General features: G+C 71.9%; 19 protein-coding genes. 5 read left to right on the plus strand and 14 right to left on the minus strand.

The annotated features are described in order from the left end of the window. Window positions 1-36: 36 nt before the first annotated feature. Window positions 37-1485, minus strand: coding sequence for a hypothetical protein (locus ACFQ8C_RS18550; RefSeq protein ID WP_383458424.1), 1449 nt, complete (start codon window positions 1483-1485; stop codon window positions 37-39). A 230-nt stretch (window positions 1486-1715) separates the two neighbouring features. Here ACFQ8C_RS18550 and ACFQ8C_RS18555 point away from each other — a divergent pair, with 230 nt between their 5' ends. Then, window positions 1716-3554, plus strand: a complete 1839-nt coding sequence (locus ACFQ8C_RS18555) for an endonuclease/exonuclease/phosphatase family protein (RefSeq protein WP_383458425.1) — start codon at window positions 1716-1718, stop codon at window positions 3552-3554. Window positions 3555-3589: 35 nt separating this feature from the next. On the opposite strand, the gene ACFQ8C_RS18560 is transcribed toward ACFQ8C_RS18555, so the two are convergent. Continuing rightward, window positions 3590-4027: a hypothetical protein gene (locus ACFQ8C_RS18560; protein ID WP_383458428.1), complete on the minus strand. Its 438-nt coding sequence runs from the start codon at window positions 4025-4027 to the stop codon at window positions 3590-3592. A 93-nt stretch (window positions 4028-4120) separates the two neighbouring features. Between ACFQ8C_RS18560 and ACFQ8C_RS18565 the strand changes: the two genes are divergently transcribed. Further along, a complete protein-coding gene (locus ACFQ8C_RS18565) occupies window positions 4121-4567 on the plus strand; it encodes a GNAT family N-acetyltransferase (RefSeq protein WP_383458431.1) in 447 nt (148 codons plus the stop codon). Window positions 4568-4652: 85 nt separating this feature from the next. Next, window positions 4653-5543: a 4-hydroxy-tetrahydrodipicolinate synthase gene (dapA, locus tag ACFQ8C_RS18570; RefSeq protein ID WP_383458434.1), complete on the plus strand. Its 891-nt coding sequence runs from the start codon at window positions 4653-4655 to the stop codon at window positions 5541-5543. Here the strand turns inward: dapA and ACFQ8C_RS18575 are convergent. Beyond that, the gene (locus tag ACFQ8C_RS18575) at window positions 5522-5740 is read right to left on the minus strand and encodes a hypothetical protein (RefSeq protein ID WP_383458437.1); all 219 of its coding nucleotides are present in this window, start codon (window positions 5738-5740) and stop codon (window positions 5522-5524) included. The two genes, dapA and ACFQ8C_RS18575, sit on opposite strands and share 22 nt — an antisense overlap. Before the next feature lie 198 nt (window positions 5741-5938). On the opposite strand from ACFQ8C_RS18575, the gene ACFQ8C_RS18580 reads away from it, so the two are divergent. Beyond that, window positions 5939-7177 (plus strand): PQQ-binding-like beta-propeller repeat protein, encoded by a 1239-nt coding sequence (locus ACFQ8C_RS18580; protein ID WP_383458440.1) that lies wholly within the window; start codon window positions 5939-5941, stop codon window positions 7175-7177. A gap of 25 nt (window positions 7178-7202) precedes the next feature. Here ACFQ8C_RS18580 and dapD read toward each other — a convergent pair whose 3' ends face one another. The 3 genes from dapD to ACFQ8C_RS18595 are packed head-to-tail and all read right to left on the minus strand — an operon-like array spanning window position 7203 to window position 9150. Beyond that, the gene (dapD, locus tag ACFQ8C_RS18585; RefSeq protein ID WP_383458442.1) at window positions 7203-8189 is read right to left on the minus strand and encodes a 2,3,4,5-tetrahydropyridine-2,6-dicarboxylate N-succinyltransferase; all 987 of its coding nucleotides are present in this window, start codon (window positions 8187-8189) and stop codon (window positions 7203-7205) included. A 44-nt stretch (window positions 8190-8233) separates the two neighbouring features. Then, on the minus strand, window positions 8234-8830 hold the full coding sequence (locus ACFQ8C_RS18590) for a TetR/AcrR family transcriptional regulator (protein ID WP_383458445.1): 597 nt from the start codon (window positions 8828-8830) through the stop codon (window positions 8234-8236). Beyond that, window positions 8830-9150, minus strand: coding sequence for a DMT family transporter (locus ACFQ8C_RS18595; RefSeq protein WP_383458448.1), 321 nt, complete (start codon window positions 9148-9150; stop codon window positions 8830-8832). Before ACFQ8C_RS18595 ends, ACFQ8C_RS18590 begins: the two co-directional genes overlap by 1 nt. 63 nt (window positions 9151-9213) lie before the next feature. Between ACFQ8C_RS18595 and ACFQ8C_RS18600 the strand changes: the two genes are divergently transcribed. Continuing rightward, window positions 9214-10278, plus strand: coding sequence for an oxidoreductase (locus ACFQ8C_RS18600; RefSeq protein WP_383458451.1), 1065 nt, complete (start codon window positions 9214-9216; stop codon window positions 10276-10278). A 61-nt stretch (window positions 10279-10339) separates the two neighbouring features. Here ACFQ8C_RS18600 and ACFQ8C_RS18605 read toward each other — a convergent pair whose 3' ends face one another. From ACFQ8C_RS18605 to ACFQ8C_RS18640, 8 genes are all read right to left on the minus strand, one after another. After that, window positions 10340-10693, minus strand: coding sequence for a metal-sulfur cluster assembly factor (locus ACFQ8C_RS18605; RefSeq protein WP_383458454.1), 354 nt, complete (start codon window positions 10691-10693; stop codon window positions 10340-10342). Further along, complete coding sequence (gene sufU, locus ACFQ8C_RS18610; RefSeq protein ID WP_383458457.1) at window positions 10690-11163, minus strand: Fe-S cluster assembly sulfur transfer protein SufU; 474 nt, start codon at window positions 11161-11163, stop codon at window positions 10690-10692. Before sufU ends, ACFQ8C_RS18605 begins: the two co-directional genes overlap by 4 nt. Before the next feature lie 8 nt (window positions 11164-11171). After that, window positions 11172-12440 (minus strand): cysteine desulfurase, encoded by a 1269-nt coding sequence (locus tag ACFQ8C_RS18615; RefSeq protein ID WP_383458460.1) that lies wholly within the window; start codon window positions 12438-12440, stop codon window positions 11172-11174. Further along, window positions 12437-13201, minus strand: coding sequence for a Fe-S cluster assembly ATPase SufC (sufC, locus tag ACFQ8C_RS18620; RefSeq protein ID WP_360600684.1), 765 nt, complete (start codon window positions 13199-13201; stop codon window positions 12437-12439). Before sufC ends, ACFQ8C_RS18615 begins: the two co-directional genes overlap by 4 nt. A 7-nt stretch (window positions 13202-13208) precedes the next feature. Beyond that, a complete protein-coding gene (locus tag ACFQ8C_RS18625; protein ID WP_383458463.1) occupies window positions 13209-13526 on the minus strand; it encodes a bifunctional 3-phenylpropionate/cinnamic acid dioxygenase ferredoxin subunit in 318 nt (105 codons plus the stop codon). Continuing rightward, complete coding sequence (gene sufD, locus ACFQ8C_RS18630; RefSeq protein ID WP_383458465.1) at window positions 13526-14704, minus strand: Fe-S cluster assembly protein SufD; 1179 nt, start codon at window positions 14702-14704, stop codon at window positions 13526-13528. The genes ACFQ8C_RS18625 and sufD overlap by 1 nt, the downstream gene beginning before the upstream one ends. 65 nt (window positions 14705-14769) lie before the next feature. After that, window positions 14770-16185: a Fe-S cluster assembly protein SufB gene (gene sufB, locus ACFQ8C_RS18635; RefSeq protein ID WP_383458468.1), complete on the minus strand. Its 1416-nt coding sequence runs from the start codon at window positions 16183-16185 to the stop codon at window positions 14770-14772. Continuing rightward, the gene (locus tag ACFQ8C_RS18640) at window positions 16182-16907 is read right to left on the minus strand and encodes a helix-turn-helix transcriptional regulator (protein ID WP_383458470.1); all 726 of its coding nucleotides are present in this window, start codon (window positions 16905-16907) and stop codon (window positions 16182-16184) included. The genes sufB and ACFQ8C_RS18640 overlap by 4 nt, the downstream gene beginning before the upstream one ends. Window positions 16908-17026: the final 119 nt, after the last annotated feature.

The raw sequence follows: 17026 nt of genomic DNA on the forward strand, positions 1-17026 counted from the left end.
GGGAAAGGCGCTCCGCGGCCGGCGGAGAGGGTGGGGTCAGGCCGAGCCGGCGCGCGAGCGGGCCTTGAAGGCGGCCTTGCGGGCCTCCTTGGCGGCGGCCTTGTCCGGGTGGAGCCGGCCCATCGCGTCGAGGACCTCGGCCGTGTACGGGTGCTCGACCCGCCAGGCGGTCTCCAGGAAGCCGGTGTGGCGGCTCGTCAGGCCCTCGACGAGCTCCTGGAGCTCCGCCAGGTCGCCGCCGGCGTCGAGCTGGGCCGCGATGGTGTCCACGGCGAGCCAGAAGATCATGGACTCCGGCGGGGCGGGCACGTCCGCGGCGCCGCGCTCGGCGAGCCAGACGCGGGCGAGGCCGCCGAGTTCGGGGTCGTCGAGGACCGCGCGGACCACCGGCTCGGCCTCGGGGCCGACGAGGGCGAGGGCCTGCTGGCAGTGGAGGCGGCGGAGCGGGGAGTCGGGGTCGGAGCCGCGGGCGGCGGCGAGGAGTTCGGCGGCGGCGGGCACCGGCTCGCGGCCGACGAGCCAGGCCTCGGTCTCGGCGCGGGCGGCGGCCTCGGGGTAGCCGGTGAGACCGGTGAGGAGGGTCTCGGCGTCCTTCTCGGCGAGGTCGCCGACGGCCGGGGCGTCGACGCCGGCCTCGACCATGCGGGTGCGGACGCCGTAGAGGCCGAGCGGGGTGAGCCGGACCATGCCGTAGCGGGAGACGTCCTCGTCGTCGACGGACGGCGCGGGCTCCTCGCCCTCCTCGGCCATCAGGGCCTCGTCGACGGGCTGGTACTCGACGAGGCCGATCGGCTCCAGGAGCCGGAACTGCTCGTCGAGCCGCATCATCGCGTCGGAGACCTGCTCCAGGACGTCGTCGGTGGGCTCGCCCATGTCGTCGGGGACGACCATGGAGGCGGCGAGCGCGGGCAGCGGCACGGGCCCGTCGCCGGGGCCGCCCTCGCTGACGGTCAGCAGGTAGAGGTTGCCGAGAACACCCTCCAGGAAGTCGGCCTCCGCCTCGGGGTCCCAGTCGAGGGTGTCGAGGTCGAGGCCGCCGTCCTCGTCGAGCAGCGGCTCCAGGTCGTCGAGGACGGGGGCGACGGCGTCGGCGAAGACGGCCTCGAAGGCGTCGAGCCAGAGCGCGAGCACGTCCCGGGGCGCGCCGCCGGTGACGACGGCGAGGTTCTCTCCGGGGGCGGCGGTGCCGGGGGTGTCGTCGTCGGCGCCGTCCTCGACGTCGACGAGGCCGGTGTCGACGGCGAGCCGCCAGGCGTCGCCGGCCCAGAACTCGGCGTCCTCGTCGTCACCGAGGCCGAGGACCCCGGCGGCGTCCGGCAGCTGCTCGTCGACGAGTTCGCCGCCCGCGCCGACCCGGGTGCCGGGGCCGGCCCAGCGGGCGAGGCGCACGGCGTGGGCGAGGAGGGGGGCGGCCAGGGCGTCCCGAGCCAGCTCCGCGTCCGAGGGCAGCCGAACGGGGGGAAGGGTGGGGTGCTCCGCAGCCATGTGGGGGACTCCTCGACGCGTGCGCGGATCGGTGGGGATCGCGGTGTGGACCGGTGGGGGCCGTTGGGGCCGGCGTCCTCAGCGTAATCGCATCCGGGGGGCCGCCCGCCGGTTCACGGGCCCGTCAGCCTTCGTACACCCGTCGACCCTTGACAAGTGGTGCGCTCTCGCAAGAGATTGACGCGCGTAGATCCCTCTGCCGTTCCTCCAAGCACCCTCGGAGCCTCCTGATGTCTTCCTCCATACCGAGAACCGCCGCCGTCTCCGCGGTCGTCGCGGCCGCCCTCGCGGCCGGACTGCTCGCCGGCTCGCAGAGCGCCGCGGCCGAGGACACCGCCGCGGTCCGCATCCACGACGTCCAGGGCACGACGCGGGTCTCGCCGCTGGCCGGCAAGCAGGTCACCGGGGTGACGGGCATCGTCACCGGCGTCCGCGCCTACGGCTCCTCGCGCGGCTTCTGGATGCAGGACCCGCAGGGCGACGAGAACCCGGCCACCAGCGAGGGCCTGTTCGTCTTCACGAGCTCCAACCCGACGGTCGCGGTCGGCGACGCGGTCAGCGTCGACGGCACGGTCACCGAGTACGTCCCCGGCGGCCTCAACTCCGGCAACCAGTCGCTGACCCAGCTCTCCCGCCCCAAGGTCACCGTGGTCTCGAAGGACAACGCGCTGCCCACCGCGGTCACCATCGCCCCCTGGTCGGTGCCGGACGCGTACGCCCCCGAGGGCGACCCGGCGAACGGCGGCTCCGTCAACGGCCTGACGCTCGACCCCGACACCTACGCCCTGGACTACTACGAGTCGCTGGAGGGCACCAACGTCCGCGTCGGCTCCTCCCGGGTCGTCGGCGCCACCGACCCGTACTCCGAGCTGTGGGTCACGGTGAAGCCCTGGGAGAACCGCAACCGGCGGGGCGGCACGGTCTACGGCTCGTACGAGTCCCAGAACACCGGCCGGCTCCAGATCCAGTCGCTGATCCCGCTCGCCCAGCAGACCTTCCCGAAGGCGAACGTCGGCGACTGGCTGACCGGTTCGACCGAGGGCCCGCTCGACTTCAACCAGTTCGGCGGCTACACCCTGACCGCCCGCACCCTCGGCACCGTCGAGGACGGCGGCCTGGAGCGCGAGGTCACCGGGAAGCAGCACAAGAACGAGCTGGCCGTGGCCACGTACAACGTGGAGAACCTCGACCCGAGCGACCCGCAGGAGAAGTTCGACGCCCTCGCGAAGGCGGTCGTCGAGAACCTCGCCTCGCCGGACGTCGTCGCCCTGGAGGAGATCCAGGACGACAACGGCGCCAAGAACGACGGCACGGTCTCGGCCGGCCAGACCCTGAAGAAGTTCACGGACGCGATCGTGGCGGCCGGCGGCCCGGCGTACGAGTGGCGCTCGATCGACCCGGAGAACAACAAGGACGGCGGCGAGCCCGGCGGCAACATCCGCCAGGTCTTCCTCTTCAACCCCGAGCGCGTCTCCTTCGTGGACCGCTCGGGCGGCGACGCGACCACCGCGACCGGCGTCACGGGCTCGAAGGGCCGCGCCGCCCTCACCCTCTCCCCCGGCCGGATCGACCCGTCGAACGCCGCCTGGGAGGCCAGCCGCAAGCCGCTGGCGGGCGAGTTCACCTTCCGCGGCCGCACGGTCTTCGTCATCGCGAACCACTTCGGCTCGAAGGGCGGCGACGAGTCGATCGTCTCGCACCACCAGCCGCCGAACCGCTCCTCCGAGGCCAAGCGCCTCCTCCAGGCGCAGGCCGTGAACGCCTTCGTGAAGGAGATCATCGCGGTCGACAAGCAGGCGGACGTCCTCGTCGTCGGCGACATCAACGACTTCGAGTTCTCCGGCACGACCGAGGCGCTGACCGACGGCGACGCGCTCTACCCGGCCGTGAAGTCGCTGCCGCGCTCCGAGCGCTACTCGTACGTCTACCAGGGCAACAGCCAGGTCCTCGACCAGATCCTGACCAGCCCCGGCGTGCACCACTTCGCGTACGACAGCGTGCACATCAACGCCGAGTTCGCGGACCAGGACAGCGACCACGACCCGCAGGTCCTGCGCTTCCGCCCGTAACCGGCGGACTCCGGATCACGCGCCCGCGCTCCGGATCACGCGCCCGCGCTCAGGCTGAGCGCGGGCGCGTACCCGCGCACCCGGCCGCCCACGAGCCCCGGGTGGTGGTGCACCCGCCGCCAGGCCCCGCTCGGCGGGGTGCCGTCCGCCAGCCAGTCGACGTGGGCCCGCCCGCTCTCCCACCCGGCGTAGTTCAGGGCCCGGCCGCCGTCGACGGAGAGAGGGAACCGGCCGCTGATCCCGCCGGGCGCGGGCCGCGTCGCCGCGTCCTCGTCCAGGGCGGCGAACACGCCGTCCACCCACTCCTCCCGGAGCCCCGCGCCGGACCCGGCCCCTTCGAAGTCCGCCTCGACGATCACGACGATCCCGGGCAGCTCCCCCGTGCTCGTCGCGCGGCGCTCGGTGGAGCGGTGGACCGGCCCGTAGCGGCGGAGCTCCAGCCGCTCGATGCCGGGCACGGCGACGGCGTTCACGGGGTTTCTCCTCCTGCTCGGTGCGGATGACCCGACCCTCCTTCCTCGACCTTGGTCGAGGTCAAGGGGTTTCACCGTGGAAGACTGCGCACCATGATCCTTCGCCCCGCCACCCGCGCCGAACTGCCCGCCGTCCTCGCCCTCCTCGCCGACGAGGAGCGGGTCGTCGACCCCGCGACGGTCCCGGTCACCGAGGCGTACGAGCGCGCCTTCGCGGCCATCGAGGCCGATCCGCGCAACGAGATGCTGGTCCTGGCCGGCGCGGACGGCGTGGTCCTCGGCTGCCTCCAGGCCACCTACGTCCCGGGCCTCGGCAAGGGCGGCGCCGAGCGGGCGCTGATCGAGGCCGTCCGGATCAGGGCCGACCGCCGGGGGGCGGGCCTCGGCCGCCGGCTGATGGAGCTGGCGGCGGACCGGGCCCGACGACGCGGCTGCGCCCTCGTCCAGCTGACCAGCGGCAAGGAGCGCGCCGACGCCCACCGCTTCTACGCCTCGCTCGGCTACGCGCGCAGCCACGAAGGCTTCAAGCTGCCGCTCTGACCCGGGATCCCTTCACCCGAACTGAACGTTCCGGCCAAGCAGATCTAAGTGGACCTGAACGATGGAACCCGCCCAGACTGCCCTCATGAGCACTCCAGCCACGCACCGGCCCTTCGGCCGCTCCCTCTGCGCGATGGTCACCCCCTTCACCGACTCCGGCGACCTCGACCTCGACGCCGCCGGGAAGCTGGCCGCCCGGCTGCTCGGGGACGGCTGCGACGGTCTGGTCCTCAACGGCACCACCGGGGAGTCCCCGACCACCACGGACGCCGAGAAGGCGGCGCTGGTCCGCGCGGTGCGGGAGGCGGTCGGCCCGGCGGCCACGCTGGTCGCGGGCGTGGGCACCGCCGACACCCGGCACACCGCGGAACTCGCGCGCCGGGCCGAGGCGGCCGGCGCCGACGGGCTGCTCGTCGTCACCCCGTACTACAGCCGCCCGCCGCAGGACGCCGTCGCCGCCCACTTCCTGAAGGTCGCGGACGCCACCGGCCTGCCGCTGATGGTCTACGACATCCCCGGCCGCACCGGCACCCGCGTCGAGCCCGACACCATGCGCCGACTGGCCGAACACCCGCGGATCACAGCCGTGAAGGACTGCTCGAACGACCTGCTGACCGCCGCCCGGCTGATCGCCGAGACCCCCCTCGCGTACTACTCCGGCAGCGAGGAGCTGAACCTCCCGCTGTACGCGGTCGGCGGCGCCGGCTACGTCAGCACGGTCGCCAACGTGGCGCCGCGCCCGCTCGCCGCCGTCCTCGACGCGTACGACGCCGGCGACACGGCCCTGGCCGCCCGGCTGCACGCCCGGACGCTCCCGCTCGTCGAGGGGATGATGGCCGCGGGCCTGCCGGGCACGGTCACCGCGAAGGCGCTGCTCGGCGGTCCGGTCCGGGAACCGCTGCGGCCCGCCGACCGGGAGACGGCCGACGGACTGCGGGCGCTCCTGGAGCTGCTTCAGGCGGAATCGGTGGTGTGAGTCCGCCCCAGGATCGCCGCGTGCTCCAGGACGTCCTCCAGGGGATCGTCGATCTGCCCGGTGTGGAGGTTGAGACTGGGGCCGTTGGTCACCGCCGGCCCGTTGTGCGTGTGCGTCTCGTCCGCCCGGGCGGCGCCCGCCGGCAGCAGCACGGCCGCCGCGGTGAGCACCCCGGCGACCATGGGCTTCGTCCTCATGTCGACTCCTCGCCTCGTCTCTCTGTGGAGCACTGCGCCCCCCGTGACAACGCTCCGTGATCAAAAGGGTTGCCGTGTCGTCACGAGGTTCACGGTCCTGTCCCCGTCGTGTCCCGAAGCCGGGCGCCGCCCGGCCGGGTCGCTAGGCTCCCCGCCGTCGAACAGGCAATCGGACCAGGTGAGGGGCGGGGCGGACGGATGAGGCTGCACGAGGGGCGCGGGGTCTCCCGCAGGACGGTGCTGCGGCGGACGGGCACGGGGCTGGGCCTCGCGGCCCTCGGCGCGGGCGCCTGGGGCTGCGGTCCGGTCGAGGACCCGGGTGCGGCCGCGCCCTCCGCCCCGTCGAACGCCCCGTCGGGGTCGCCGGCCGGCGGCGGGGACGCCTTCACCACCCCGCCGCCCGGCACCGCCCCGGAGCCGCTGTGGCAGCAGCGCACCGCGAAGGGCACCCTCGGCATGGACGCGCTCGCCGTCGCGGGCGACGTGGTCCTCGTCTCGAACGACCCGCTGATCGGACGGGACACCGCCACCGGCGCGGAACGCTGGCGGCGCGAGGAGGCCGCCGTGCCGGGGGCGCGGATGCTGGTGCGCGGCGGCACGCTCTACCTGGCGAGCGCCGAGTACGACGGGGACGTCGTCGGCCTCGATCCGGCGACCGGCCGGGAGACCTGGCGGAGCCGGCTCGGCAAGCGGTTCGCGCAGCCGCGGCCGATCGCCGCCGACGAGCACCGGGTGTACGTCCTCGCGGGCATCCTGGAGAAGGACTTCCGCGTCGGGAGGAACGTCATCGCGGCGATCGACGCCTCGACGGGCAAGGTGGCCTGGCAGGAGCTGCGCGACGCGGGGACGGAGGAGTTCGGGATCGCCGCGGACGCCGTCGGGCGGTACCTCGTCTACACGGACTACCGGGAGAACGTGACGGTCCGCTCCACCGACACCGGCCGTCAGCTCTGGACGAAGAAGATCGGGCGCTCCAACAGCGGCCGGCTCGCCGTCCACGACGGACGGGTGATCGTCGCCGACGCGGGGCGGCTGCGCGCGTTCGCGCTGGCCGACGGGGCGGAGAAGTGGTCCCTGGCGTCAGGGGAGTTCACCCGCTTCCACGGCATCGGGGTCGCCGACGGGGTGCTGTACGCCGCCGACTCGGGCCACGTCGTGCGGGCGGTCGACGCCGCGACGGGCCGGGAGAGCTGGCGCACCGAGGCGCTCCTGGACGTGGCCTACCCGGGGCAGTTCGCCACGGTGGGCCACACGCTCTACGCGGCGACGGAGCTGGACGACAAGGGCGGGATCCTCGCCTTCGACGCCCGGAACGGGGAGCTGCGCTGGCGGTACAACGACGGCAGCAAGGCGCTCGACCAGTGGTACGTCGCGGCGGCGGGCACGCGCCTGATGGCGCTCCACGGGGAACGGCTGACCGCCCTCCCGGCCGTCTGAGGGCGGCCGGGGGGCGGTCGGGGCGTCAGTTGTGGCTGTGCAGGATGTCGTTGAGGCCGCCCCACACCGCGTTGTTCGGGCGGGCCTCGACGGCGCCGGTGACCGAGTTGCGGCGGAAGAGGATGTTCGAGGCGCCGGAGAGGTCACGGGCCTTGACGACCTGGCCGTCGGGCATGGTCACCCGGGTGCCGGCGGTGACGTACAGGCCGGCCTCGACGACGCACTCGTCGCCGAGCGCGATGCCGACGCCCGCCTCGGCGCCGATCAGGCAGCGCTCGCCGATGGAGATGACGACGTTGCCGCCGCCGGAGAGGGTGCCCATGGTGGAGGCGCCGCCGCCGATGTCGGAGCCGTCGCCGACGACGACACCGGCGGAGATGCGGCCCTCGACCATGGAGGTGCCCAGCGTGCCGGCGTTGAAGTTGACGAAGCCCTCGTGCATGACGGTGGTGCCGGCGGCGAGGTGGGCGCCGAGACGGACGCGGTCGGCGTCGGCGACGCGGACGCCGGCGGGCACGACGTAGTCGGTCATGCGGGGGAACTTGTCGATCGAGGTCACCTGGAGGTGCAGGCCCTCGGCGCGGGCGTTGAGCCGCACCTTCTCGATGTCGTCGACGGCGACGGGGCCGAGCGAGGTCCAGGCGACGTTGGCGAGCAGGCCGAAGACGCCGTCCAGGCTCTGGCCGTGCGGCTTCACCAGCCGGTGGCTGAGCAGGTGGAGGCGGAGGTACGCGTCGTGGGCGTCGAGCGGCTTCTCGTCGAGGGAGCCGATGACGGTGCGGACGGCGACCACCTCGACGCCGCGGCGGGCGTCCACGCCGAGGGCCTTGGCGGCACCTTCTCCGAGGGCGTTCACCGCCTCGTCCGGGGAGAGCCGCGTGGTGCCGGCCGGGCCGGGCTCTTCGGTGAGCTCGGGGGCGGGGAACCAGGTGTCGAGGACGGTGCCGTCGCCGGCGATGGTGGCGAGGCCGGCGGCGACGGCGCCGGTGGTGCGAGGAGCAGTGGTGGTCATGACGGAAAACCTAACGGGCCGGGCGGCGCGCGGGCCAACCGGTCTCAGGTGCCGGTCGGGCCTTCCGGAGCTTCCGACGAGCCCCCGGCCCGCTCCTTCGGGGCTTCGTTCAGGACCCGGGCGATCATCTCGCGGGCGTACGCCTCGTCGTACGGCGCGCCGGTGAGCAGGACCTGGAGGCCGATGCCGTCCATGAGGGCGGCCAGGGCGCGGGCGGTGCCCCGTCCGGTGCGCGGGGCGAGGGCGGTGACGACCTCCTCGGTCCATTCGGCGGCGACGGGCCGCAGCGCGGGGCGGCGCAGCGCGGCGAGGTAGAGCTCGTAGGCCAGCTCCACCTGGCTCCGCTCGGCCCCGAGCCACTCCCCCAGGAGCCGGGCGAGCCCGCCGGCCAGGTCGTCCCCGGCGAGGGCGGCGCCGGTCCGCAGCCCGTCCGCGAAGCCGGCGTCGAGCTCGCGCAGGGCGGCGACGAGGAGTTCGTCGAGGGAGGAGAAGTGGTACGTGGTGGAGCCGAGCGGCACATCGGCCTCGGCGGCGACCGTGCGGTGGCTCAGTCCGCCGATCCCGTCCCGCCGCACCACCCGCAGGGCGGCGTCCACGAGCCGCGCCCGGCGCTCGGGGTCGTACCGCCGGGGGCGCGCCATCAGTGCGCCCCGCCGAGGTTGAGCACGGCGACCCCGCCGACGATGAGGAGGATGCCGGCGATCTTGGCGAGGCTCAGGGTCTCGCCGAGGAAGAGGACCCCGATGCCGGCGACGGCGGCGGTGCCGACCCCGGACCAGATCGCGTAGGCGGTGCCGACCTGGAGGGTCTTGAGGGCCTGGGCGAGGAGCGCGAAGGCGATGACGTACCCGGCCCCGGTGATCAGCGAGGGCCAGAGCCTGGAGAAGCCCTCGCTGTACTTCATGGAGGTGGTGGCGATGATCTCGGCCGCGATGGCCCCGGCGAGGAGTCCGTAACCCATGCGGACGAGGGTACACATGACTGTGTACGGGCGTACGCAACGGCTGCCGTTACCGTATGGCGCATGACTTATGCCCCGGGGCCGTACGGGTACGGCTACGCGCCCGCCCCGCCACCGCCCAAGCCCGGCGTGATACCCCTGGCGCCGCTCGACCTGAACCACGTCCTGTCGGGCGCCTTCGTCGCGTACCGCCGTCACTGGAAGGTCCTGCTGGGCATCACCGTGGCCGCCTACGCGGTGGCCGCCGTGGTGGTCGTCGGGCTGGGCGCGGCCGCGTGGGCCGCCCTCGCCGACCGGTGGACGGCCACCCCGGCCCCCGGGGATCCCGACCTCTGGGACCTCATGCCGTTCTTCCTCGTCCTCGGCGCCCTCTGGCTGGCCTGCTCGGTGGGGCTGCTGCTGGCGACCGGGCTGCTGCACGCCGCCGTCGCGGTCGTGGTCCAGGAGGCGGTGCTCGGCCGTCCGGTCGGCTTCGGGACGGTGTGGCGCCGGGCGTGGTCCCGGCTCGGCTCGGTGCTCGGCTCGGTCGTCCTGTCGGCCCTGGCCGGACTCGTGCCGGTGCTGCTCTTCCTGGTCGGCCTCTGCCTCATGCTGGGCGCGATGATCGCGAGCATCGGGGCGGACCAGGGCGGCCACGCCGACAACGGGACCGGATGGGCCCTCACCGGCCTGCTCGTCCTCCTCCTCGCCTTCGGGACGATGCCGCTGGCCATCTGGATCTGGGTGAAGTTCAGCCTCGCCCCGACGGCCGCCGTCGTCGAGTCGGCCGGCGCCCTGACCGCCATGCGCCGTTCGGCGCAGCTGGTCCGCGGCTCCTGGTGGCGGGTCTTCGGCTACACGCTGGTGATGCTGCTGATCGTCGGCGGCATCACGTTCGTGGTGCAGATGTCCGTCTCCCTGGTGACGCAGGTCTCCGTCTTCGCGACCCCGCTCGCCCAGCACGCCACCCCCGGCACCGTCTTCGCGGCCGTCGGCACCATGGCGGCCACCTCCGGCCTGCTCCAGCTCCTGACCCAGGCGCTCCTGGGCCCCCTCCAGCCCCTGACCTCCGGCCTCCTCTACGTCGACCAGCGCATCCGCAAGGAGAACCTGGGCCCGGTCCTGGCCCGGACGGCGGCGCGGGGCTGACCCCGGCACGGGAAGAGGCCCCCGGCACACTGCCGGGGGCCTCTCCTCGTACGGTCACCGCTCAGACGTTGAAGCCGAGCGCGCGCAGCTGCTCGCGGCCGTCGTCGGTGATCTTGTCCGGGCCCCACGGGGGCATCCAGACCCAGTTGATCCGCAGCTCCCTGACGATGCCGTCGGTGGCGGAGCGGGCCTGGTCCTCGATGACGTCGGTCAGCGGGCAGGCCGCCGAGGTCAGCGTCATGTCCAGCGTCGCGACGTTGGAGTCGTCGATGTGGATGCCGTAGATCAGGCCGAGGTTGACGACGTCGATGCCCAGCTCGGGGTCGACGACGTCGTAGAGCGCCTCGCGGATCTCCTCTTCGGAGGCCGGCTTCATCGTGGCCGCCTCGGCGTTCTCGGTCGCGTTCTCGGTCATGCCGACTTCCTCACAGACTTCTGGTCGTCTCCGCCCAGGGCCTGGGCGGTCGCGTCCTTCCACGCCATCCAGCTGAGCAGCGCGCACTTCACCCGGGCCGGGTACTTGGAGACGCCGGCGAACGCGACCGCGTCCTCCAGCACCTCCTCCATGGCGTCGTCGGGCTCGACCTGCCCCTTGGACTGCATCAGCTCCAGGAAGGTCTCCTGGATCTTCCGCGCCTCGGACAGCTCCTTGCCGACGAGCAGGTCGTTGAGGACCGAGGCCGAGGCCTGGCTGATCGAGCAGCCCTGGCCCTCGTACGACACGTCCTCGATGCGCTCGCCGTCGTACTTCACGCGAAGCGTGATCTCGTCGCCGCACGTCGGGTTGACGTGGTGCACCTCGGCGTCGCCGTCCCGCAAGCCCCGCCCGTGCGGGTGCTTGTAGTGGTCCAGGATGACGTCCTGGTACATCGAATCCAGCTTCACAGCGTCCCCTAGCCGAAGAAGTTCCGGACGTGCTCCAGACCCTCGACCAGGGCGTCGACCTCGGCCGGGGTGGAGTACAGATAGAACGACGCCCGCGTGGTCGCAGGAATTCCGTACCGCAGGCAGACCGGCCGCGCGCAGTGGTGGCCGACCCGGACCGCGATGCCCTGCTCGTCGAGGACCTGGCCCACGTCGTGCGGGTGGATGTCGCCGAGCGTGAAGGAGATCGCCGCGCCGCGGTCCTCGGCCGTGTTGGGGCCGATGATCCGCAGGTCCGGGACCTCCTGGAGGCGGCGGACGGCGTACTCGGTGATCGCGTGCTCGTGGCGCGCGATCTTCTCCATGCCGATCGCCGACAGGTAGTCCACGGCCGCGCCGAGGCCGACGGCCTGGGCGATCGGGGGCGTACCCGCCTCGAACTTGTGCGGGGCCGGGGCGTAGGTGGAGGAGTGCATCGAGACGGTCTCGATCATCTCGCCGCCGCCGAGGAAGGGCGGGAGGTCCTCCAGGAGCTCCTGCCGTCCCCACAGCACGCCGATGCCGGTCGGGGCGCACATCTTGTGGCCGGTGAAGGCCACGAAGTCGGCCTGGAGCGCCTGCACGTCCAGGACCTGGTGCGGGGCCGCCTGCGAGGCGTCGATGCAGACGAGCGCACCGACCTCCTGGGCGCGCCGGACGATGGTCTCGACCGGGTTCTGGGTGCCGAGCAGGTTGGAGACCAGCGTGAAGGAGACGATCTTCGTCTTCTCCGTGATGACCTCTTCGATGTTCGACAGGTCGAGACGGCCGTCGTCGGTGAGGCCGAACCACTTCAGCTTCGCGCCGGTGCGCTGCGAGAGCAGCTGCCACGGGACGATGTTGGAGTGGTGCTCCATCTCCGTGATGGCGATCTCGGTCTCGTGGTCCACGCGGTAGGGCTCGTCGGCCCAGCCCAGCATGTTGGCCACGAGGTTGAGCGACTCGGAGGCGTTCTTGGTGAAGATCACCTCGTTGCGGCTCGGCGCGTTGATGAAGGCGGCGACCTTGTCGCGGGCGCCCTCGTACAGCGCGGTTGCCTCCTCGGCGACCGTGTAGACGCCGCGGTGGACGTTGGCGTTGTGCCGCTCGTAGTAGGCGTTGAGCGCGTCGAGGACCTGGCGCGGCTTCTGCGAGGTGGCCGCGGAGTCCAGGTACACGATCTTCTTGCCGTCGTGGACCGTGCGATCCAGGAGCGGGAAGTCCTTGCGGATCGCCTCGGTGTCGAGGAGGCCGGTCAGCCCCTGATGGGCGGAAGTCACGCGGATGCGCCACCCTTCACGTACTTGTCGTAGCCCTCGTTCTCCAGCTGGTCGGCGAGCTCGGCGCCGCCGGACTCGACGATGCGGCCGTTCGCGAACACATGCACGAAGTCGGGCTTGATGTAGCGCAGGATGCGCGTGTAGTGGGTGATGAGGAGGGTGCCGACCTCACCGGACTCGCGGACGCGGTTGACGCCCTCGGAGACGATGCGCAGGGCGTCGACGTCGAGGCCGGAGTCGGTCTCGTCGAGGATCGCGATCTTCGGCTTGAGGAGCTCCAGCTGGAGGATCTCGTGGCGCTTCTTCTCACCGCCGGAGAAGCCCTCGTTGACGTTGCGCTCGGCGAAGGCCGGGTCCATGGACAGCTTGTCCATGGCCTCGCGGACCTCCTTCACCCAGGTGCGCAGCTTGGGGGCCTCGCCGCGGATGGCGGTGGCGGAGGTGCGCAGGAAGTTGGAGACCGAGACGCCGGGGACCTCGACCGGGTACTGCATGGCGAGGAAGACGCCGGCGCGGGCGCGCTCGTCGACGGACATCTCCAGGACGTCCTCGCCGTCGAGGGTGACGGTGCCGCCGGTGACCGTGTACTTGGGGTGACCCGCCAGGGAGTACGCCAGGGTCGACTTGCCGGAGCCGTTGGGGCCCATGACCGCGTGGGTCTCACCCTGCTTGATGGTCAGGTCGACGCCCTTGAGGATCTCGCGGGGGCCGTTCTCCGCCTCGACGGAGACGTGCAGGTCGTGGATTTCGAGCGTTGCCATGGGTGACTCAGGACTCCTGGGTGACGGAGACGAGCACATCGTCCCCTTCGATCTTTACGGGGTACACGGGGACGGGGCGCGTCGCGGGAAGGCCGGACGGCTTGCCGGTACGGAGGTCGAAGCTGGAACCGTGCAGCCAGCACTCGATGGCGCAGTCCTCGACCTCGCCCTCCGAGAGGGAGACGTTGGCGTGCGAGCAGATGTCGTTGATCGCGAACACCTCGCCCTCGGTGTGGACGACCGACACCGGCGTGCCGTCGACCTCGACCCGCTTCGGGGTGTCGGCCTCCAGCTCGCCCAGCGCGCAGACTCGGACGAAGGCCATCAGACGGAAGCCTCCAGCTCGGCCTCGACCTTGGCGATCAGACGCTCCTCGACGTCCGGCAGACCGATCTGCTGGACCAGCTCGGCGAAGAAGCCGCGGACGACGAGGCGGCGGGCCTCGGTCTCCGGGATGCCGCGGGCCATCAGGTAGAAGAGCTGCTCGTCGTCGAAGCGGCCGGTGGCGGAGGCGTGGCCGGCGCCGGCGATCTCGCCGGTCTCGATCTCCAGGTTCGGCACGGAGTCGACCCGGGCACCGTCGGTGAGGACGAGGTTCCGGTTGAGCTCGTAGGTGTCGGTGCCCTCGGCGGCGGCCTGGATGAGGACGTCGCCGATCCACACCGCGTGCGCGTCCTGGCCCTGGAGCGCGCCCTTGTAGGCGACGTTCGAGGTGCAGTGCGGGGTGTTGTGGTCGACCAGGAGGCGGTGCTCCTGGTGCTGGCCGGCGTCGGTGAAGTACAGGCCGAAGAGCTCGGCCGAGCCGCCGGGGGCGGTGTACTCGACGCGCGGGTGGATGCGCACCAGGTCGCCGCCGAAGGTCACCACGACCGACTTGAAGGAGGCGTCGCGGCCGACGAGGGCGTTGTGCTGGGCGACGTGGACGGCCTTCTCGTCCCAGTCCTGGACGGAGACGACGGTGAGCTTGGCGCCGTCGCCGAGCACGTAGTCGACGTTGGCGGCGAGCACCGCGTCACCGGTGTGGTCGATGACGACGACGGCCTCGGCGAAGGCGCCGAGCTCGATCACCTGGTGGGCGAAGGCGACGCCGCCCTCGCCGTGCACGGCGATCCGGATCGGCTCGGTGAGCACGGCCTCCTTGGCGACGGTGACGACGCCGGCCTTCTCGAAGGAGGAGTACGCCTGGGCCGCGACCCGGTCGACCGGCTTCGCCTTGCCGAGGCGGGCGTCGTCGCGGCCGACGGTCTCCACGGTGACGCCCTCGGGGGCCTCGATCTCGACCCGGACGCCCTCGCCGGTGGCGACGGCGGTGCCGTCGTGCAGACCGCGGAGGCGGGCGAGCGGGGTGAAGCGCCACTCCTCCTCGCGGCCGTGCGGCACGGGGAAGTCCGCGACGTCGAAGGACGGCGGCGCGCTCATGCGGGTGGCGACGGTGGACTCGGCGGCCACCGCGATCGAGCCCGCGGTGGTGGAGCCCGCGGGGATGTTCTGAGCCTCAGCCATGGCTGTCGTCTTGCTCTCTTCCTGCGTAAAGAATCGTTCGCTGCGGTACGGAGGGGCGGGGGCGCTTAGCCGACCGCGCCTTCCATCTGCAGCTCGATCAGCCGGTTCAGCTCCAGCGCGTACTCCATCGGCAGCTCCTTGGCGATCGGCTCGACGAAGCCGCGGACGATCATCGCCATGGCCTCCTGCTCGGTCAGACCGCGCTGCATCAGGTAGAAGAGCTGGTCCTCGGAGACCTTGGAGACGGTGGCCTCGTGGCCCATGGTCACGTCGTCCTCGCGCACGTCCACGTAGGGGTACGTGTCGGAGCGGGAGATCGTGTCGACCAGCAGCGCGTCGCAGAGGACGTTCGACTTGGCACCGGGGGCGCCCTCGCCGATCTCGATCAGGCCGCGGTAGGAGGTGCGGCCGCCACCGCGCGCCACCGACTTGGAGACGATGGACGACGAGGTGTTCGGGGCCAGGTGGACCATCTTGGCGCCGGCGTCCTGGTGCTGGCCCTCGCCCGCGAAGGCGATGGAGAGCGTCTCGCCCTTGGCGTGCTCGCCCATCAGGTAGACGGCCGGGTACTTCATGGTGACCTTGGAGCCGATGTTGCCGTCGACCCACTCCATGGTGGCGCCCTCGTAGGCGACGGCGCGCTTGGTCACCAGGTTGTAGACGTTGTTCGACCAGTTCTGGATCGTCGTGTAGCGGCAGCGGCCGCCCTTCTTCACGATGATCTCGACGACCGCGGAGTGCAGCGAGTCGGAGGAGTAGATCGGGGCGGTGCAGCCCTCGACGTAGTGGACGTAGGCGTCCTCGTCGACGATGATCAGCGTCCGCTCGAACTGGCCCATGTTCTCCGTGTTGATGCGGAAGTAGGCCTGGAGCGGGATCTCGACGTGCACGCCCTTCGGCACGTAGATGAAGGAGCCGCCGGACCACACGGCCGTGTTCAGCGAGGCGAACTTGTTGTCGCCGACCGGGATGACGGTGCCGAAGTACTCCTTGAAGAGCTCCTCGTGCTCCTTCAGCGCGGTGTCGGTGTCGACGAAGATGACGCCCTGCTCCTCCAGGTCCTCGCGGATCTGGTGGTAGACGACCTCGGACTCGTACTGGGCCGCGACACCGGCGACGAGGCGCTGCTTCTCCGCCTCCGGGATGCCGAGCTTGTCGTACGTGTTCTTGATGTCCTCCGGCAGGTCCTCCCAGGACTCGGCCTGCTTCTCGGTGGACCGCACGAAGTACTTGATGTTGTCGAAGTCGATCCCGCCGAGGTCGGAGCCCCAGGTCGGCATGGGCTTCTTGCCGAAGAGACGGAGGCCCTTGAGACGGAGCTTCAGCATCCACTCGGGCTCGTTCTTCTTCGAGGAGATGTCGCGGACGACGTCCTCGTTCAGGCCGCGCTTGGCGGTGGCGCCGGCGGTGTCGGAGTCGGCCCAGCCGTACTCGTACCGACCCAGGCCCTCAAGCTCGGGGTGGCTGATCTCGGTGGTCATGCGGGCTTCCTCCCGGCCGTGCTTACGGATGCTGTCTCAGTGGTCTGCGGGGTGCTGTGCGGAATGAACGTGGTGCAGACGCCGTCGCCGTGGGCGATGGTGGCCAGGCGCTGGACATGCGTTCCGAGGAGGCGGGAGAAGATCTCCGTCTCCGCCTCGCACAGCTGGGGGTACTGCTCGGCGACGTGGGCGACCGGGCAGTGGTGCTGGCAGAGCTGCTCGCCGACCGGCGCGTTGCGCGCAGTGGCAGCGTACCCGTCCGCCGTCAAGGCCTTGGCCAACGCCTCGGCCCGCCGTTCGGGCTCGACCGACTCGACGGCCTCGCGGTAGGTCTCGGCCTGGGCCTCGATCCGGTCGCGGGCGAAGGCGGCGACGGCCGCCTCTCCTCCGGCGTTGCGCTCGATCCAGCGGAGCGCCTCGACGGCGAGGGAGTCGTACGACTGGTCGAAGGCGTCCCGCCCGCAGTCGGTGAGGGCGAAGACCTTGGCGGGGCGGCCCCGGGTGCGGGTGCCGTAGACGCGCTTCTCGCGGGCCTCGACGACCTGCTCGGCGACGAGCGCGTCGAGGTGCCGGCGGACGGCGGCCTGGGTGAGGCCGAGCCGCTCCGCGAGGTCGGCGACGGTCGACGGCCCGTGATCCAGGATGGAGCGCGCGACCCGGTTGCGTGTCGACCGCTCTCGGGTCGCGAGTTCCTCCACAGGAGCCGCGCCAAGGTTTTTCACAACGCCATTGTTGCGTAATTAATCAGGCAGTGACAAGCGGCGCCCGAAGCGGTGACGATGGCGTGCATCACTCAGGCAAGGCTTACCTGACCTGCGAAAAGGATCATTGGTGGGATGAA

This window comes from Streptomyces sp. NPDC056503, assembly GCF_042794995.1.
In the GTDB taxonomy this organism is placed as follows: Bacteria; Actinomycetota; Actinomycetes; order Streptomycetales; family Streptomycetaceae; genus Streptomyces.

Excerpts from the sequence above, each read along its gene's own strand:
- dapA (WP_383458434.1), top strand. The coding sequence starts at position 4,653 with ATGAGCACTCCAGCCACGCACCGGCCCTTCGGCCGCTCCCTCTGCGCG.
- sufB (WP_383458468.1), bottom strand. The coding sequence starts at position 16,185 with ATGACCACCGAGATCAGCCACCCCGAGCTTGAGGGCCTGGGTCGGTAC.
- ACFQ8C_RS18625 (WP_383458463.1), bottom strand. The coding sequence starts at position 13,526 with ATGGCCTTCGTCCGAGTCTGCGCGCTGGGCGAGCTGGAGGCCGACACC.
- ACFQ8C_RS18605 (WP_383458454.1), bottom strand. The coding sequence starts at position 10,693 with ATGACCGAGAACGCGACCGAGAACGCCGAGGCGGCCACGATGAAGCCG.
- ACFQ8C_RS18565 (WP_383458431.1), top strand. The coding sequence starts at position 4,121 with ATGATCCTTCGCCCCGCCACCCGCGCCGAACTGCCCGCCGTCCTCGCC.
- ACFQ8C_RS18600 (WP_383458451.1), top strand. The coding sequence starts at position 9,214 with ATGACTTATGCCCCGGGGCCGTACGGGTACGGCTACGCGCCCGCCCCG.
- ACFQ8C_RS18575 (WP_383458437.1), bottom strand. The coding sequence starts at position 5,740 with ATGAGGACGAAGCCCATGGTCGCCGGGGTGCTCACCGCGGCGGCCGTG.
- sufC (WP_360600684.1), bottom strand. The coding sequence starts at position 13,201 with ATGGCAACGCTCGAAATCCACGACCTGCACGTCTCCGTCGAGGCGGAG.
- sufD (WP_383458465.1), bottom strand. The coding sequence starts at position 14,704 with ATGGCTGAGGCTCAGAACATCCCCGCGGGCTCCACCACCGCGGGCTCG.
- ACFQ8C_RS18590 (WP_383458445.1), bottom strand. The coding sequence starts at position 8,830 with ATGGCGCGCCCCCGGCGGTACGACCCCGAGCGCCGGGCGCGGCTCGTG.
- dapD (WP_383458442.1), bottom strand. The coding sequence starts at position 8,189 with ATGACCACCACTGCTCCTCGCACCACCGGCGCCGTCGCCGCCGGCCTC.
- ACFQ8C_RS18555 (WP_383458425.1), top strand. The coding sequence starts at position 1,716 with ATGTCTTCCTCCATACCGAGAACCGCCGCCGTCTCCGCGGTCGTCGCG.
- ACFQ8C_RS18595 (WP_383458448.1), bottom strand. The coding sequence starts at position 9,150 with ATGGGTTACGGACTCCTCGCCGGGGCCATCGCGGCCGAGATCATCGCC.
- ACFQ8C_RS18580 (WP_383458440.1), top strand. The coding sequence starts at position 5,939 with ATGAGGCTGCACGAGGGGCGCGGGGTCTCCCGCAGGACGGTGCTGCGG.
- ACFQ8C_RS18550 (WP_383458424.1), bottom strand. The coding sequence starts at position 1,485 with ATGGCTGCGGAGCACCCCACCCTTCCCCCCGTTCGGCTGCCCTCGGAC.